The organism is Clostridium sp. Marseille-Q7071 (assembly GCF_965112025.1).
This window is the reverse complement of sequence record NZ_CBCOPR010000001.1, coordinates 4,232,856-4,250,578: the sequence shown is the minus strand read 5'-3', so window position 1 is coordinate 4,250,578 and position 17,723 is coordinate 4,232,856. Positions and strand designations below refer to the sequence as shown.

At 33.2% G+C, this 17,723-nt stretch carries 16 protein-coding genes and 2 pseudogenes; 15 read left to right on the top strand and 3 right to left on the bottom strand.

Features of this window, described 5'->3' with window-relative positions:
- The first annotated feature begins 58 nt into the window (after window positions 1-58).
- The 5 genes from ACWPW7_RS20215 (at window position 59) to ACWPW7_RS20195 (ending at window position 3,870) form a co-directional block, all read left to right on the top strand.
- Window positions 59-400, top strand: coding sequence for a hypothetical protein (locus ACWPW7_RS20215; RefSeq protein WP_454054993.1), 342 nt, complete (start codon window positions 59-61; stop codon window positions 398-400).
- Between the two features lie 164 nt (window positions 401-564).
- Window positions 565-1,902, top strand: coding sequence for an amidase family protein (locus ACWPW7_RS20210; protein WP_454054992.1), 1,338 nt, complete (start codon window positions 565-567; stop codon window positions 1,900-1,902).
- A 59-nt stretch (window positions 1,903-1,961) separates the two neighbouring features.
- Complete coding sequence (locus tag ACWPW7_RS20205) at window positions 1,962-2,141, top strand: hypothetical protein (protein WP_454054991.1); 180 nt, start codon at window positions 1,962-1,964, stop codon at window positions 2,139-2,141.
- A gap of 12 nt (window positions 2,142-2,153) precedes the next feature.
- A complete protein-coding gene (locus tag ACWPW7_RS20200) occupies window positions 2,154-2,600 on the top strand; it encodes a methyltransferase domain-containing protein (protein ID WP_454055552.1) in 447 nt (148 codons plus the stop codon).
- Between the two features lie 427 nt (window positions 2,601-3,027).
- Window positions 3,028-3,870: a TraX family protein gene (locus ACWPW7_RS20195; protein ID WP_454054990.1), complete on the top strand. Its 843-nt coding sequence runs from the start codon at window positions 3,028-3,030 to the stop codon at window positions 3,868-3,870.
- 66 nt (window positions 3,871-3,936) lie between these two features.
- Here the strand turns inward: ACWPW7_RS20195 and ACWPW7_RS20190 are convergent, their stop codons facing one another.
- Window positions 3,937-4,584: a DUF6518 family protein gene (locus ACWPW7_RS20190; RefSeq protein ID WP_454054989.1), complete on the bottom strand. Its 648-nt coding sequence runs from the start codon at window positions 4,582-4,584 to the stop codon at window positions 3,937-3,939.
- Between the two features lie 463 nt (window positions 4,585-5,047).
- Between ACWPW7_RS20190 and ACWPW7_RS20185 the strand changes: the two are divergent.
- From ACWPW7_RS20185 to ACWPW7_RS20140, 10 genes and pseudogenes are all read left to right on the top strand, one after another.
- A pseudogene (locus ACWPW7_RS20185) lies at window positions 5,048-5,269 on the top strand (transposase); the annotation flags it as partial.
- A gap of 337 nt (window positions 5,270-5,606) precedes the next feature.
- Window positions 5,607-5,915 (top strand): annotated as a pseudogene (locus ACWPW7_RS20180) (agmatine deiminase family protein); the annotation flags it as partial.
- 276 nt (window positions 5,916-6,191) lie between these two features.
- Window positions 6,192-7,904 (top strand): M28 family peptidase, encoded by a 1,713-nt coding sequence (locus ACWPW7_RS20175; protein WP_454054988.1) that lies wholly within the window; start codon window positions 6,192-6,194, stop codon window positions 7,902-7,904.
- A 105-nt stretch (window positions 7,905-8,009) separates the two neighbouring features.
- The gene (locus ACWPW7_RS20170; RefSeq protein ID WP_454054987.1) at window positions 8,010-9,461 is read left to right on the top strand and encodes a serine hydrolase domain-containing protein; all 1,452 of its coding nucleotides are present in this window, start codon (window positions 8,010-8,012) and stop codon (window positions 9,459-9,461) included.
- 634 nt (window positions 9,462-10,095) lie between these two features.
- The gene (locus tag ACWPW7_RS20165; protein ID WP_454054986.1) at window positions 10,096-10,869 is read left to right on the top strand and encodes a nucleotidyltransferase domain-containing protein; all 774 of its coding nucleotides are present in this window, start codon (window positions 10,096-10,098) and stop codon (window positions 10,867-10,869) included.
- 310 nt (window positions 10,870-11,179) lie between these two features.
- Window positions 11,180-12,382, top strand: a complete 1,203-nt coding sequence (locus tag ACWPW7_RS20160) for an alpha/beta hydrolase family protein (RefSeq protein WP_454054985.1) — start codon at window positions 11,180-11,182, stop codon at window positions 12,380-12,382.
- 403 nt (window positions 12,383-12,785) lie between these two features.
- The gene (locus ACWPW7_RS20155; protein WP_454054984.1) at window positions 12,786-13,826 is read left to right on the top strand and encodes a helix-turn-helix domain-containing protein; all 1,041 of its coding nucleotides are present in this window, start codon (window positions 12,786-12,788) and stop codon (window positions 13,824-13,826) included.
- Window positions 13,827-14,176: 350 nt separating this feature from the next.
- Window positions 14,177-14,278 carry an ATP-dependent Clp protease proteolytic subunit gene (locus tag ACWPW7_RS20150; RefSeq protein WP_454054983.1) on the top strand — a complete coding sequence of 34 codons (102 nt, stop codon included), beginning with the start codon at window positions 14,177-14,179 and terminating at the stop codon, window positions 14,276-14,278.
- Window positions 14,275-15,627: an MATE family efflux transporter gene (locus ACWPW7_RS20145; RefSeq protein ID WP_454054982.1), complete on the top strand. Its 1,353-nt coding sequence runs from the start codon at window positions 14,275-14,277 to the stop codon at window positions 15,625-15,627. The genes ACWPW7_RS20150 and ACWPW7_RS20145 overlap by 4 nt, the downstream gene beginning before the upstream one ends.
- Complete coding sequence (locus ACWPW7_RS20140; protein WP_454055551.1) at window positions 15,624-15,974, top strand: ATP-binding protein; 351 nt, start codon at window positions 15,624-15,626, stop codon at window positions 15,972-15,974. Before ACWPW7_RS20145 ends, ACWPW7_RS20140 begins: the two co-directional genes overlap by 4 nt.
- A gap of 553 nt (window positions 15,975-16,527) precedes the next feature.
- Here the strand turns inward: ACWPW7_RS20140 and ACWPW7_RS20135 are convergent.
- Window positions 16,528-16,911 carry a cyclase family protein gene (locus ACWPW7_RS20135; protein WP_454054981.1) on the bottom strand — a complete coding sequence of 128 codons (384 nt, stop codon included), beginning with the start codon at window positions 16,909-16,911 and terminating at the stop codon, window positions 16,528-16,530.
- Window positions 16,912-17,097: 186 nt separating this feature from the next.
- Entirely contained in the window at window positions 17,098-17,424 is a 327-nt protein-coding gene (locus ACWPW7_RS20130) for a hypothetical protein (protein WP_454054980.1), read from the bottom strand.
- Between the last annotated feature and the right edge of the window lie 299 nt (window positions 17,425-17,723).

Genomic DNA, 17,723 nt, shown 5'->3' with positions numbered 1-17,723 from the left:
TTTGGCCTAGGGCGTACTTTTACGCAGAACTGAGGATGTCTGCGTTAAGGTTTTGTTTTTGCGTATTTTTAAACTTATTATTAATATTGATTCACCATGTCGTAGAAACTCGCAAACAGCAATTTTAACTTATAATTTTACAAATGAATTAAGTGGGAAATTAAGCAATGGGATTGAAAAAAGTAAAAATGTTGTAATAGATAAAGAATGGTATTCAGGAGACCATACAATGTTTGCATTTAAGAAAATACCCTGTATTGCAGTTACTTCAAGTGATTTGTTTGAATCTGCCTTAGATATAACACATACTGAAATGGATACTATTGACCAAATAGATTTCAATTTAATTAAAGATACATCAGATTTTCTTAGCGAAATTATAAATTCTATTATAATTTAATAAAATATTTTGATAGATTCAGTAAATGAGTATTTAGTAATATTAAAAATAAAGGCTTATCTACAAGGAAAATTACTAGGATGACAAGAAGTATAAGTATTAATAAAACACTATAGAAGTTCAGCTGTATATCAAAATGATGATATGTGAGGAGATGAAACTTTATGAATGAAGTATTTGCTATGACCTCCATCCAGCTTATCCGAGAGATACAGAAAAAGCGTTTAGGGATAGAGGAGGTTACACGGGCATATCTTAAGCGTATTGAAAAATATGATGGGATAGATGGGTTGAATGCAGTAGCTGAGATCAATGAAAATGCCTTAAATATAGCAAGGCAGATGGATAATCAAAAATCAGCATTTAACAGACCAATACACGGACTTCCCATACTTGTGAAGGACAACATAGATGTAGCAGGTCTCCATACTACAGCAGGAAGTCTTGCACTTGCTGATAATTTAGCCAAATGTGACGCACAAATTATATCAAACTTACGGCGAAATGGTGCGATTATACTCGGTAAAACCAATATGACGGAATTTGCAAACTATACTAGTGCCAACATGCCTAGTGGCTATAGCTCACGTGGTGGTCAGGTGAAAAATGCTTATAATCGTGAGAAAAGCCCTGGTGGGTCAAGTTCTGGTTCGGCTGTCGCAATGTCAGCTGGCTTTTGTAGTGCCGCTGTTGGCACTGACACTTCTTTTTCTATTATAGGTTGTGCTACGGAAAATGGAGTGACAGGATTGAAACCAGCTCACGAATCCTTATCCTTTCAAGGTATTATTCCTATTGCTAGAACACTTGATAGTGCGGGACCAATAACTCGAGATATGGCAGATGCACTACTGATTTATTCATGTATGCGTGAAAAGCCACTTACATCAATAAATCCAAAGGAACCTAAAAGTATGCGTATAGCTGTAAATAACTTTGATAAGGAACAAGTTTCTCAAGCACAACTTGCAAGGTATGAATGTGTGTTTGATGGGTTGCGGCAGGATGGCGTTCACATAGATGAAGTCACCCATGCGCATGTACCATGCCAGAGAGATGTGATGCATTTTGAATTTCAACATGACTTGGAAGATTATCTCGCTAATTCAAATGCAAAACATCGTACACTTAAAGAAATTGTCTGCGCTTATGAAAATAATCCTGAGGATATGATGAAATATGGTAACTCGTTCCTACGCAGTGCTTTGGATGATATCTCTGGAAAAGTTGACAATATGACGTATTTAGCTGCGCTAAGTGAACGTGTAAGGCTTCGTACTCAAATACTTGAAAGCTTACGTGGATTTGATGCTTGTGTGATGACTGGACCAACAAACATTATGCATTTCTGTGGTCTGCCATCGTTAGCAATACGCCTCGGTATGGGCGATGATGGTATGCCTCGTGGCATGATACTTTATGGTGCAGATGAGATACGTCTTTTTGAAGCTGCATTAACACTGGAAAAATATTGCACGCCAGTTCTGATGCCAAATTTGTAATTTAAATTTTTTCTATCATCAAGTGATATAATTAATTTATTACAGAAAGGAGCAAGCTTATGAGCTTGACATATAAGTTATTATCTAGTTTTTATGACTTAATTGATGTATTCTATTTTAAGGAAAAAGGGATAAATCCAAGAAAAGCTATTATTGAAGCAATTCCAGATTTGCCTATTGATATTTTGGATATGTGTACTGGAACTGCATCAAATAGTTTGCTCATTGCTGAAAATTGAAGAAACGCAAAAATAGTTGGAATAGATATTTCTTCAGATATGCTGAAAATTGCAAAGGATAAAATTCAAAAAGGAAAATTTAACAATATTGAAGTTTATAAGGCTGATGCAAGTTCAATACCTTTTGAAGATAATTCATTTGACATAGTTCTGATTGCATTAGTACTACATGAAATAGACAGTAATCTTGCAGGAAAAGTCCTGCAAGAAGCATATCGTGTATTAAAAACCACAGGATATTTATTGGTTTTGGAATGGGAACAGCCCAAAGAAGTTATGAAAAAAATAAAGTTTTCTCCAATGAAGCTGCTTGAACCCAAATCTTTCAAAACCTTTTTTTCATGTAATAAAAAAGATTATTTTCATACACATAAATTTCAAGTAATAGAAGAAAAACATTGTGACTACAGCTGCGTATATAAAATGGGGAAAATACAAACAGTAAAATCCAAAATTTAGTTTGATGAATAAAAAATAACGGGGCGCGGTAGCCGATTAGTGGCCACTGCACCCCGTTTTTCTGTGGGTGCTGCTATATGCGTCTTGTCACGCCATAGAATGCGGTTTTATAAATCCCTTGTTGCTTGGTTTTTCGCCTGGAAAGCCTTATAATACAAGGCTTTTTCGGCGCCTGCTCCGTTGGGAGTATTGACCATGAAGCTACTACTTCAACGAAGTAAGTGGTAGTAGTTCACAGTATGGGCCATTTATCCTTCAACTAGTCAAAATCATTTATTTGATTTTTTAGCTAATGATTTTAAATAATAGAAGGGGCTCTTTTAGCACTACCCCCTATTTTTTTAGATAAACTTTATAAATTCTTTATAATTAGATGTTAGATTATATCTAGTAGCTACTAATAATTACTTGATAAGGAGAAATTAAAATGACATTACAAACAAGTAAAAAAGGATTTACAGGATTTCAAATTAAATTATTAGCTCTTATATTTATGTTATTTGATCATATCCATTATTTTTTTGAATTTACAGGTAAGGTGCCTGTTGTGTTTTCTTGGATTGGGAGATTAGCTGGTGGATTATTTTTATTTATGATGATAGAAGGATATACATATACTTCTAATAAGAAAAAATATTTTTTAAGGATTTATTTAATATCAATTGCAATGGGAGTTGTAAGATTCTTATTGGAAACTATTCCACAACTTCGAAGAGGAGATGGCTTTTATGCTATGAATGGAATACTATCTACCTTTGTTATACTTATGGTTATGTTTAGGGGAATTGACTATCTCAGGGAAAAGAAAATATTTAAAGGAGTACTATTTTTAATAGGGCCTTTTATTGCACCATATATTATTGGATCATTTTTATCTCCTTTTTTAACAGATTCTCTAAGAATTTATGCAAATATTTTATTTTATACAGTTTTACCAGCGCCTTCTATAGTTGAAGGAGGTATTTATATTATTATATCTGGACTTATACTATATATTTTTTACAAAAACAGAAAAGTACAGATAACAGCTTTTGGACTGTTCCAGTTTTTATGGATGATTATATTACCAATCTTACTTATAAGACCTATTAGTTTAAAACTTATGTTTACAAACTACTACGAATGGATGGGTGTTTTTGCTGTAATTTTTATGTTTTTATATAATGGAGAAAAGGGTAAACCTATGAAGAAGCTATTTTATATATTTTATCCAGCTCATATTTATATATTATATGGATTATCTATTTTACTTTATAACTTAAGATATTGATTAGAAGGATCACTATGGATATTATTTTTGTAATATATAAATATCCTTATATTTTCATCACTATATTTATAAGCCGCCAAAAATATGGCTTAAAATACTAGAGCGTCTAAAAATAAAAGCAATTACAATGGCCAAGGGTAAAATCTTAAAACACTGTTTTTTGTTAATGGGTAAAATGAAGTATAGTAAAATTGCTGCAATAAGATCAAAACCAGATGAGATATCAAATAAGTAAAAAAAGCTATATCCTTTAGACATAAGCAACCCAATAGGAAGAGCAGCACATAATGCAGCTATCCAGCCCTGCCCGCGGCCATACCATGTTACATATGCTCCAAAAGGTGATAATAAGGCTATTAGTCCCCAGCGAATAAAATAGTAGCTTGGAAAAAATCCAAATAATTTCATTGAATAAATATAATAACTTAATATCATTCCAAAGAAGAACATAAAAACATTTAATGCTGCTGATATGGGGGTTTTACTCCAAGAAGAAATTATTGTAGCAATAAGAACCCATACTTCAATTTGTGAGAAAATATTTCCAATAACATTTATAATACTTCCAATGACACCGTTTGATGGTACAGTATCCATATATTTTGATGCAATTCCTAAAACTATACCAATAACAAAAAATAAAATAACATTCATACCCACCTGTTTTTTGCTTAAGCTATTTTTTTTATAAGGTCGAATTTCATTTACATTCATTTTATTACCTCAACCATTTATTATTTTTTACAATGCTTAAATCCACGGACGCATCCTAAAGCACAAATAATAATTACATCATATAGTTCTTTTTCTTCTTCATTTATCGTATTATATCCAGACACTAAAAAAGTACAGTTCGATTGTATAGCAATTATAGCATAGCATTAAAGAAATTTATGATGAAATCAAAAATATAAAAGCATCTCTATTTTCATCTATAAGAATAGGCGACAGAGTTATTTATGATTTATAAGGTCAATTATTGATTTGTTTTTTTAATCTAGGGAATATAAAGACATTGCGTATTGGTATTTTAAATTTATTACATGAGCTATTAATTCGTTTGATGCCATACTTTTGTGTAAAATAGTATAGCTAAAACCCATCATCAAAATGTAGTGCCTTTGACACTTACTTTTTAGCAAACAGGATACATCATTAAATTTTAATTTCATTTAAGGAATGTGGTAACTGTTCACACAAAAGCAAATTCATAAAAGAAAACAACTGCAAAACGCCATTAGAAGAAAGAGTGAAAAGCCTTGAAACTTCAAAGTTGTTTAACGAACTTCTCAAAGAAGACTTTGAAAGAATTGCAAGTCAAGAAGGTTGCAAGCTTAGAATGAATCGAAGTACACAAGTTGAAGGTACTTTTGGAGAGATAAAACAAGATATGGAATTTTGAAGATTTTTATGTAAAGGCAAACAAAATGTTTTAGCAGATTCAATGAGTTAAAGAACTTAAAAGATAAGTAGGTGTATAAAAAAGATTCTACTGAAAGAAATTTCAATAGAGTCTTTTTTATTGAAATTGTTTTTTTTAGCTATTTGCCATAAATATTGATTTCTAATTATATCTGTTATATTATATATATAACAAATATAAATATAGAAAAGAGAGGGGATTTTTTGGTAAACTCAGCATCAATAATTTCTGCGGGAATATCTTGAGCTATGTGAGTTTTATTTCCGATAATTGTACTAATATACTTTAAAAAGAAAGAAAAAATAAATTTAAAGCCTGTTATTATAGATGCCATTGTTTTCTTTATGCTAAAGGAGAACCATATAAAATTATTGAGCTGCCTCTGACCTCAAAAAACGTGGAGGGACTTAAATGCAAAGGATCCTATCTTAATTATTATATTGGGAGTGAAGTAGTTTTATTACCTGTTTACAATGATGTCAAGGATGAGTTAGCAATCGGAGTCTTATCCGAATTGTATGAGGACAGAGAAATTATACCTATTGATGTTATTAACTTGTATCAGCATGGGGGAATGCTGTACTGTGTTACTCAGCAACAGCCTTTAGGTAAAAATAAATAAAGTATAGCTTGAAATTTGTCGTCTTTAAAAAATTATTAAGTTATTTTTACTGTTGAATTTATAAAAGTAATACATGAGCTTTCAACTGATATTTTAAATAAGAATATTAGTGTCAGAAACAAAGTTTCCGGAGTATTGAGGGAATTTATAATGCAATAAAATATAACAGGAGAAGAAGAAAAGGTTTGCCAATGTTACCAGTAAGCTGTTTATTTACCATTATTTAATTTTCCTTGAATTATGCTGAGTATATACTAATTTTCGTGGAGGTATAAAATGGACACAATTTGGAATTCATTAAAAAATTTATTTAAAGGCAAAGAGCAAAATTTATCTAAAAAAATACCAATTTTTTTGATGATTATAGTTTTTGTGGTTGGTACTTCGGTAGGTCTTCTACAAATGAAGCCACCAGCAGTACCATCGGAATCGGATACGGATTATCCAGCTTATAAACGGATGCTTGACAATCTGAAAGACATGACAGTAGTGCCGCACCCAGCCGGTTCAAAAGAGCTTGAATCAGTACGCACACATATTTTGGCACAAATCCGTGAAATGAGATTGGAACCTATTGTTGAAACTGAGGTTTACACAATTGAGGATATTAAATCTGGGCTGGGCGCTGAGCCGGGCGAAGAAAATGAAATAGAAGACCATATTCGGAATGAAGCCCATTTTAATAAAAATGATGAATTAATATTAAAAAATATTTTAGTTAAATTGGATGCGCCAAATACTGACCGTGGTGTATTGATGATGGCTCACTACGATACTGAAAAGGGTACTCCTGGCGCAGGTGATGATATGATTTCTGTATGCGCCTTGCTTGAAGCTATGCGTGAACAATCAAAAAATACTAACTTGAAAAATGATATCTATTTTTTATTTTGTGATGGCGAAGAGTTAGGGGCATTTGGTTCAAAAGCCTTTGTTAAATCTCATCCAGAATTAAAAGAGTCTATTAATCTTGTAATTAACGTAGATGGTCGCGGTAATCGTGGAGGAGTGCTTATGTTTGAATCTTCTGCTTATAATTATGATCTCATGCGTTATTTTAAATCGGCAAATTCCCGTCCTTTGGCTTTTTCGTTTACATCTTCTTTGTATCGTAAAATGCCAAATACTACTGATATGACTAGTTTTTTAGATGCAGGGTATTCTGGACTTAATTTTACAGTGGCAGAAGGCGTTGAGAGTTATGGCGCAATGTCAGACAATTATGAGAACTTCAATCCTAGAACAGCATATAATTATCTGAAAACTGTTAGGGAAATGGCTGATTATAGTGCAAAAGAGCAATTTCAGGGCAACAGTTCAAAACAAGACGGTGTTTATTTTCCATTTTTTCCTGGCCGTTTAGTATTAATGAGCAATACTGTGGCATATATCCTTTCAGGACTTGTTGTTTTGGCTGCTTTATTATGGCTTATTTTACAGATCAGGTATGGCAGGGTCCGAATCAGCGGGATAGCCATTAGCGCGGGCCGGCTGATTGAAACAATGGCCGTTATGACGTTACTGAGTTGGTGTATTGTAACATTGACAACGCAGATAATGCATTTAAGCGAATCAAGCAACACTGAAACGCTTTTCCTTTGTCAAACCATGGTGCTTACCGTTGGCACTCTGACAATATTTTTCTTCCGTATGAGAAAACAATCACTTACCGAAGCTCTTGCAGGTTTGCTACCGCTTTTACTGCTGCTGATCATCGGAACCACTGTTTTCTTTATTTCGATTAGTTATCTGTTCACATTATCAACATTAGGACTTCTGCTTGTGGCAATTTTAGAGAAGTATAATATAGGCAGATTGATAGCGACAACTGTACTTGGTGTTGGGATATTACTTTTGTATGTACCAGTATGCTGGTTGATATATGTGGCATTTATGTTGCCTATAACTCCTGTGGTTATCGCCTTGAGTGTACTACCGGTTTCCATTATTGTAGCATTTTTTACAACGAAATATGTTACTTCAAGGTAAAACAAAATTACGGAAAGTGCAGATGAAAGTAGAAGAAATTTATTGTTAACATCAGCAGGTCTTCTTCCTGCCACCTTAAACTATTTATCTTACAAGGAGGTAAAAATGAAAAAATATTCTAAAGTATTAATTATTGTAATTGGATTAGCATTGATGGGTGCTACATTATCAGCTTGTGGAAATTCAAATATAGAAGCTAATCAAGCTGAAGAGAAAAATGAAAATCAAATTAATATAAACAAAGATTTAATGGATAAGTACATCAATGATGCGTATAAGAGAGGAGTATTTAATGGAACCGTACTTTTAGCAAAAGGAGATCAAATTATATATGAAAATGCGATAGGCTTCGCAAATCAAAAAAATAAAAAAAATCTCAATATAGATACTGTTTTTGAACTAGCTTCGGTAAGCAAACAATTTACTGCTTCATCGATTATGATTTTACGTGATCAGGGGAAATTATCCCTATCTGATAAATTAGAAAAATACTTTCCTGAAATACCGTATAAAGGGATAACAGTAAAAAATCTCTTAAACCATACAAGTGGACTTCCAGATTATATGGATTGGGTTGAACAAAATGGTAGAAAAAATAATACCATCCCTGACAATGAAATCATGGAAAAGTTTATTGCAGAATCAAAACTTCCTGTACACTTTGAACCAAATGAAGGTTGGGATTATTCTAATACAGGATATTCACTGCTTGCCCTTATTGTTGAAAAGGCATCTGGTTTATCTTACGAAGAGTTTCTTAAAAAAGAAATTTTTGAGCCAGCTGGGATGAAAGATTCTCAAGTGTACCATAGAAGGCTGAATGGAGAAAAAATTGATAATTATGCGTATGGCTATGTCTATGAAAATGGTAAGTATATTTTGCCAGATGATTCTGAAGGATACAGTGAAGTCATACCTTTAGACGGTATAGAAGGAGATGGAGCAGTTAATTCAACAGTACATGATATGCTTAAATGGAGCTTAGCTTTAAAAGAAGGTAAAATATTATCTCATGAAACTCAAGAAGAAATGTATACACCTACAGCGTATGATAATGGGAAAATAGAATATTATGGCTATGGATGGTCAATTAGAAATGATGAGAAAATGGGACGAATAATACTACATTCCGGAGGGTGGCCAGGCTATTCAACAGACTTTGTTCGCTATATAGATAAAGATTTAACGTTTATATTCTTATCTAATATTGAGACACCTAATAAATGGGGAAGTGCAACGTTCATGTATGGATTAAATAGCATCATTAGAGGTGAAGAACCAAGCCCAATAAGAGATTTTAAAGAATTATTAGATAAAAATCCAAACACTTCGCAATACCCATCATTTTGTGGTAAGTATGAAAAGAATGTTGAAGTATTTATGAAAGAGAATAAGTTATTTGCTAATTTACCAGGATTAGATCAACCTGTTGAACTTCTACCTACAGTAGACGGATATTTTATTACGGACGTAGGATACAGTTTTACATTTGAGAATCAAAGAATTGTGGTTGATGCAAAAAGTTTATATTCAAGTGTTTTAAATAAAGAAGTTTAAGACATGGATATACTTTAACTTAAGGCAACTGGAATCTATAGGATTTGTAGCGTTTACAATTTATTTAGACTTAAGCATCTTCAAAAGAATAATAGATCAGTATGGTTAGCCTATTTAATATCATACTGCGTTGTCAGAATCCGATTATAGCGCCACTATGAGCAGAACCTAACGTCTTGTCTGATATGAAGCATATGCTAACATCTTTGAACTATTATTTTCTTTCATATGCCTAATATTGCATACTGCTTAAGAAGGCTTTGAACTGGACTTGATAATTTTGAAGAAGGAGTTCATATGGATAGTGTATCTATATAGCATAATCTTATGGGTGAGGTTGCCAAATAATTAAGTGAACGATAAAAAAGTATAGTGGCTTTATGTTGCTACACCTTTTTTGCCCATTAAAATACAAAGGTAATTGATGCAGAGGTGGAGTGTTTCTAGAATATCGGACGGATCGGTATTCAATTATGTTGCCGATCATCCTCGAAATTTTGAGACTTTACCTATGTTCTTTGAAAATTGAATAATGCGGTATTTGTATATATAATGGTTTATATAAAACACTTAATATTAAAAAAATTAATTATATAAGACAATCTAAAGATCAATAAGAAATGAAGGTGATTATATGAATTTTCCAACTCAGATAGGGACAGATAGAGAAGGATATATAATAAACTATGCTTCAAAAGATAATATAAGTTTAAACTATTTATTAATATTAGAAGAGCTAATACAATTATTGAAGCAAGATTTGAATGATAAATTGCATAGCATATATGTATATGGAAGTGTTGGCAGAGGTGAAGCTATTTTGGGAAAATCAGATATTGATTTATCAATAGTATTAAATTTACAGCTCACTCGTGAAGAGTTAGAAAAGTTAAATAATCATAAGAACGAGTTTTTAGAAGAGAATAAAATGGTTCCTAAAATAGATTTTGATATTGGAACACTAAATGATGTTTTGAAAGAGGAAAATTTATACTATTGGGGATTTTGGATTAAGCATATATGTACTTGCATATATGGGGAAGATTTATCTATTAATTTTCCTAAAATGAAACCTAATAGAATCATATGTCAATCGTTAAATCAAGATATTATTAGTTCTCTTATAAATTATAAAGATAATATAATTAAAAATGAAGTAGATAGTAATATGCTAATCTCAGCTTTAAAAAGAATTATTCGTGGAGCATATTGTCTTGTTGCAGTAATAGATAAAAGTTGGATAACAAAAATTGAGGATATAATTATTGTACTTAATTATTATTTTCCAGGTGAAACAAGTTTTAAATATATAGATTTAATGCTTAAGGGGAAGGAAGAAGTTACATCGAAACAAGTTTTAAAGCTTATTGATTATTTTATTCCTTGGTTTAATAGACATAGAATATAGTAAAATACCGTATTATTCAAAAGTGAATATGCGGCTTTTTTTATGCTGAAAATGAATTAAGGAGGGATTGAATGGATAAAGAACTGTTTAGAAAGGCAGAAGGAAGCTTATAAGGCTGTGTGAGGAACAAAGTATCTTTGAGAAATATCATTATAGTTTATATAAGTAAACTTAGAGATAAAATCGAGAAGGATCTGAAAGGCACAATAAACCTAAAAACAATAATGTGATTGGTACATAGAAGGATATACCAGCAGTATATCGATTTTGACTTATCCCTTGCAAAAGAAGAGAGGAGATGAAATTTATTATGTCTAAAACAACAAAAAGAGTAATGATTAGTTTACTTGGGGTCATACTACTGTTAATAATCGCTATTCATTTAATTTTGCCTGTAGTAGATTTACCTAGCCCAAAGGGAAAATATCAAGTTGGTACTCAATTATTTAGCTTCACTGATAATTCTCGCAAAGAAATTTATACAAACTCGAATACGCAGAGAATGCTTCCTGTTCAAGTATGGTACCCTACAGAGGCAAAGTTTTGTACAGATAAAGAACCAGAATTTTATATGGAGAAAGAGAGTTGTAAAAATTTTGAAAGAGTTTTAGGTATACCTTATCTGCTTAGACACCTCACATCAGTCAAAACTAACAGCTATAAGGAGGTTCCTATTTCTAACCAGGAACACAAATATCCAGTAATAGTTTTTTCTCATGGGCATACGGGGCTTATAGGGCAGAATACTGCACAAATGGAAACATTAGCTAGCAATGGATACATTGTCTTCAGTATTGCTCATACCTATGAAGCAGCTGAGAGTAGATTTCCTGATGGGGTAAGCATTCCATTCAGTGAAGAACAAATCAATAAATTAGATGATGATTGGGATAAATACTCTTATCTTCAAGAAGCTTCCAACTATGAGTATTACAAACAAACACTTGACGAAAAGGGGACAGTTTTTGAAAGTCTTAATGTTTGGCAGGATGACACCATTTTTGTTGCAAACCAGATAGAGAAACTTAATAAAGGGGAAATTTTGAGCCAGTTTAAAGGTAAATTGGATGTAAACAATATGGGCGTTTTTGGACATTCTTTTGGAGGAGCAACAGCTGGTCAAGTTTGTGCAGTGGATAAGCGTTTCAAGGCAGGAATAAATATGGATGGCTCACCATTTCTTGTCTATAATAATCTTTCACAGCCTTTCATGCTTATGACATGTTCAGAAGGTAAAGAAACGATAATAGATGGGTATCATCCAAAACAGAAAATGTTAATTGTGGCAGTGGATAAAGCTGAGCATAATGATTTCACAGATATGACAATTTTACTTCCTGGGGTAAAAAGTATAGGATTTGATGTTTTAGGTAAAATCGATGGTGATAAACAAGAAAATATCATGAATGATTATATACTGTCATTTTTTAATAAATATCTTAAGGGGATAAAAGAGCCTTTAATTGATGATAGGATTGATAGATACCCAGAGGTAACAACGGAACTAAGATAAATAGAATTTTTTGCAAAGGCATTTCTACCTAGGAATGCCTTTTTTATTATGCATGGTAGTGCCAAGATTATTATTGATAGAATTACCCTTTACGATAACATATTTGTAAATTAAGTGGCAAGAATCATTGAAGCCATAAGGATTGATGTTAAGGTTAAAATGATGGAATATTAAAGGAAAGTATTGATTCAGAAAAATTGATTACAAACATACAAATAGCTGTAGTGCAGTGAATAACCCACTTTAGGAGAATATTTAATAACAGAGAAGAAACTATAAAACAACATATGTATTTAAAAGTATTGAATAGAAATAGATAGGACAATATAGTATAATTAATTTGTTTAAGAGTTTACTTAAAGGTAGTTTTTTGGCAGTATTAGGGTAAGAAAGGAGCTTGTAAATGGAGCATAAATTCTATATAAATTCAAGAAATGGATACACAAATATGCTTGAGCAGTATAGGGCCATGCATGAACAAATTGGATGTGCTCGTTTCTTGCCCAACCATGATGAATGTAAAGGCATTGTTTACGATATAAAGCCAGAATACGGAGAAGGCACTATACAGATTTATAACTTGTTAGGCAATATTATGTTGTTTATTTATGACTGTGTTTTTTCTAAGGACATAGAAACAGCGTTTGATTTATCTGGGGGTTATTTTGAAATCGAATACTGTATAGATGGGTGTATGTATATCCAAGAAGGAAAAGCAGGAGACACATGTTTTGGGCCAAACAATTTATCTGTATCTATGTCACAAGATATGTGTGGAACTGTGAAACGATATGCCCACCAAAAATATCAAGGGGTATCTATTATATCCAGTAGAAGTGCAATTCCCTCTTATTTTGGCAGCGCTGGAATTGAAGTATGGAATGATACGATAGAAAAACTGGAAGATCAGCATCGCTCGGAGTATTATTTAGGTTTGAACACTCCTCCTGAAATAGCTGCCACTTTTCTGCAAATATTTAATTGTCGCCTCCCTGAAAAAACCCGCACTTTATTTTACGAAAGTAAGGTTATGGAGACATTATCAATGATCGTATCAGACGAAATTATGAAGCATGAAAAATATGAGTTGATAGCACTCACCCCTTATGAATTACAAAAAATCAAGGAAATTCCTCAAATCCTGCTTGAACAGCCATTTGAATTACCAAGCATTCTTTCACTATCTAAAAAGTTGGTCATTAATCCTAAAAAACTGACCAAAGGTTTCAAGCTTATTTATGGAGATACTATTTTTAGCTATCACAGGAAATTTTCTTTACAACGGGCTTCTTCGATGCTGTTGAACACAGAGAAATCAATTAATGAAATTGCCTATGAAATTGGCTATTCAAGCTCTAGCAATTTCTGTGCAGCATTTAAAAAGCAATATGGTATTACTCCATTAAAATATAGGGAATCCTCCTTACTGCGCAATGCTGAATAAGTTTTACTCGTAAAATGATTTAAATACGCCGTACTTTAACCACAGGTTTATACTTGTGGTTTTTATTTTTTTCACATTCATTTAAAGATAGTCTTTCGCTCAACATAAATCGGCATCGTAAACAATGTAGGTCAAGATTACTTATGTTGTAAAATAATATGTATATTTAGTAACATACTTTTTTAGGTGCAAAGTTAGCTTTATTAGGAGAAGAAATTAACGGAACACTTGCCAGCTCCATTATTGCTCAACTTTTGTTTTTAGACGATTAAAATTCTGATAAAGGTATTCAGCTTTATATTAATAACCCTAGTGGTTCGATTACCACAGGATAAGTTATATACGATACTATGCAATTTGTGCACTGTGATGTTGTAACTACATATATCGGATTTGCCGCAAGTTTTGCTGTAGTTTTACTTGCAGTTGATAAACAGAGGAGGATTATATGAAAGGAAACATTAATTTAAAAGAGGGCAATATTTCCAGCACGCTTATTAAATTAGCATTACCTATTATGGGTACATCTTTTATACAGATGATGTATAACTTAACAGATATGATGTGGTTAGGTAGACTTAGTACCAAGGCCGTAGCCGGAGCAGGTACTGTAGGATATTTTATGTGGTTTGGCACGGCATTAGTTCTGATTTCTTCAATAGGGGTAAGTGTGGGTGTGTCTCAAGCTTATGGAGGAAATGATATGGAAGATGCCAGGAAGTATATTTCCAATGCAATAAAATTAGACATATTTATAGGGCTTATTTACTCATTGATTTTACTAGTATTTAGATATAAGATAATAGGATTTTTTAATTTGGGTGATTCTGAGACCATTCAAATGGCAATAGATTATTATGTAATTATAGCCTGTGGACTTGTATTTCATTTTATCGGTCCAATTTATTCAGCAATATTTAATGCAGCGGGAAATAGTTTAACGCCTTTTATAATAAATTCTATAGGATTAGTAACTAATGTAGTTTTAGACCCTGTTTTAATCTTTGGGATTGGACCATTCCCTAAAATGGGTATAAAAGGGGCGGCATTAGCTACCGTAGCTGCCCAGATTGTGATTACTTTAATATTTATATTAGCATCAAGAAAAAACAAAGTTTTATTTTCCAATTTACATATTTTAAAATTACCAAAGAAGGATTACATTAAGAGGATATTCAAGTTGGGATTTCCAGCTTTCTTACAATCGGGAGCCCTTGTATCTGTATCTATAGTTTTGGTAAAAATATTAGCTAAATGGGGACCAACACCAGTAGCTGTACAAGCTATAGGCTCTCAAATAGAGGGCATATCATGGAGGACGGCAGAAGGGTTTTCCTCCGCAATACAAGCATTTATAGGGCAAAATTATGGTGCTAGAAATTATGAAAGGGTAGAAAAAGGATATTATAAAGGAATTAAAATAGTTGGCACTATAGGAATATTTGCAACCCTCATTCTTATATTTGCAGGGGGGCCCATATTTAAAATGTTTACACCAGAGGATGCTACTGCAATAACTCAAGGAATAGTATATTTAAGAATTTTGGGACTAGCTCAATTTTTTATAGCTATTGAGATGGCATCAGCAGGAGCATTTAATGGTATAGGCAGAACTCAAATCCCGGCAGCAATGGGAATTGTTTTAAATTTTCTAAGGATTCCTGGAGCTCTAATATTATCAAGCATGACATTAGGAATGACAGGGGTATGGTGGAGCATGAGTATTAGTGCTGTATTAAAAGGGCTCATTTTAACTTCTTTATTTGTATATATGGTAAAAAAAGGACTCTATAAGAAATAGCTATCATTTTTGGTACTAGACACGGACAATTATATAGATTATATTCCTTTGGATTAAAGAAATTCAATCAAAATAGTGTTGATGATTTCTATGAGATAATATCAAAAAGATATGAAAAGGGGTCTGTAACAATCACATCAAATAAAGTATTTGAAGAATGGGGAAGAATATTTTATGATCCAGTATTAGCAACTGCTATATTGGACAGATTCATCCATCATGCCCATTTTGTTGCTATTAAAGGTGAAAGCTATAGAATGAAGCAAAGAGAAGGTGTAATAAAATCTATGAATACTATGAATGAAAAAGCACTAAGTAGATTACGTGGAGTATTGTGCGACTTATAACAAGCAAGGAGTATGATTCCGCACTATTTCAAAAGTAATGTAAGGACTTAGTACGAAACATATAACTGTAAATAGTTAACTATATTTTTTTACATTTTTTAGGTGGGGAAGTTGTGTCCCTTTTTTTGGAAAAAGTGATTGACAATAACATGCTGAAATGGTATTTTTAAAAAATCCTATGAAAAGGATATTGGAAGGAAGTGGGCTCGTGAATTTACCGTGGGATGGTTAGTAGCATATGTTGTTTTAACCTATTATTGAGGCTTTAACTTGTACTATAAAACTTACCGATTTTATAGTAAATGATACAGTCAATACTTACATAAGAATAATAGGCTATAGTGGATTTAAGAGGTGGAAGAGAGTTATGGGACTCCCTGTTCATTTTAGAGAGATGAACGTCGTAAAGATGAATTGTAGAAAGATAAGCACAGAATAAAATTTTTGCCTTGATGCTCAGTGCAAGCATCAAGGCGTTTTTAATTTCCACTTAAACGAAACAGAATAGGATGACCACTATGTACGAATTTATAATCCACAATATCCTATGGCATCAATAAATCGCCACCGGATTGATATTAACCTGTGTAGAACCAACGTATAATGGGTGTCCTAGCACAAACAGGAACTCCCAAATTTGATCACGTACTAGTGAGCGGCTATCAATCAGCTCTAGGTTATAAATACCCCGTTTGGTCAGTAGGAACTGGTTAACAGGAAATTGTTCGCCGTTTTTGGAATCAGGGTACACTTCCGAAGCCCATGTGTCACCGCCGAAAGCTACGATGTTCTGATCGGCTAGCCACTGAGCTGCTGCCATACCGATACCGGGTTCCATTTCTAGGAATTGCTTATTGTCCTTGCCAACGAGTTCTAGCCAACCGGTGTTAAACAATACTACGTCGCCCTTGCGTAAGACAATGCCTTGTTTCTTCAACACGGTACCTGAATGTCTGCAACAGTGAACTCGGTGCCACCGGGAATAATGTCCTGACCATAATATGCAGTCATATCTAGCACTACTCCACGGGTAACAATTGGCGGCACTTTTTCGATGCCAAGCTTTTCTACTCCATCTATGGTAACGAAATCAGCAGCCTTGTTGCCATTGTAATAAACGTTGTCAATACCGATATGGTAAGATACCGTTAAGCTGAGTACCCACACCGGTCCAGGCGTTCACCAATTCATCGTTAAAGGTAAACTTGTTTGGACCAAGAGTCTTCCCGTCTTGCTGCCCTGGTTGTATATTGTACAATCGAAAACTACGGTGGCGGAATGCAGGAAAGTTTTTGTCGACCGGAACAGCCAAAGGCAGTGTTTTACCTTGTTTTACTAGTTGCATGGCTTGTAGTACTACCTCCTGAGTTAGCAGGTTGGCCGCACCGATTTCGTCGTCCGCGCCATAGGCAGACGGATACCAGTTTGAATTTTGATTAGTTGTTTCCATATTTGCCTCCATATTTCATTATAGTATAACCATGTGTGCATGCTCACAATTTTATTATCTTACAAAGTCCTGTAAAATATACGAGATGAACTTAAGGTTATTTGTAGGCTAATGAAGAACTGAAGCAGGAGATACAGCGAGAATGCTTGGCTGTAGAAGCGGAATCCTCATTGGATTAATCATAACAAGGAAATTTTGAAACAACGTGATTTCAAATCCCATAAGAATACTGATTTAGGATCTAAAAAATTTGATATTAAAAACTACGCGGAAGGATTTTATTTAGATTATCCTGCCGC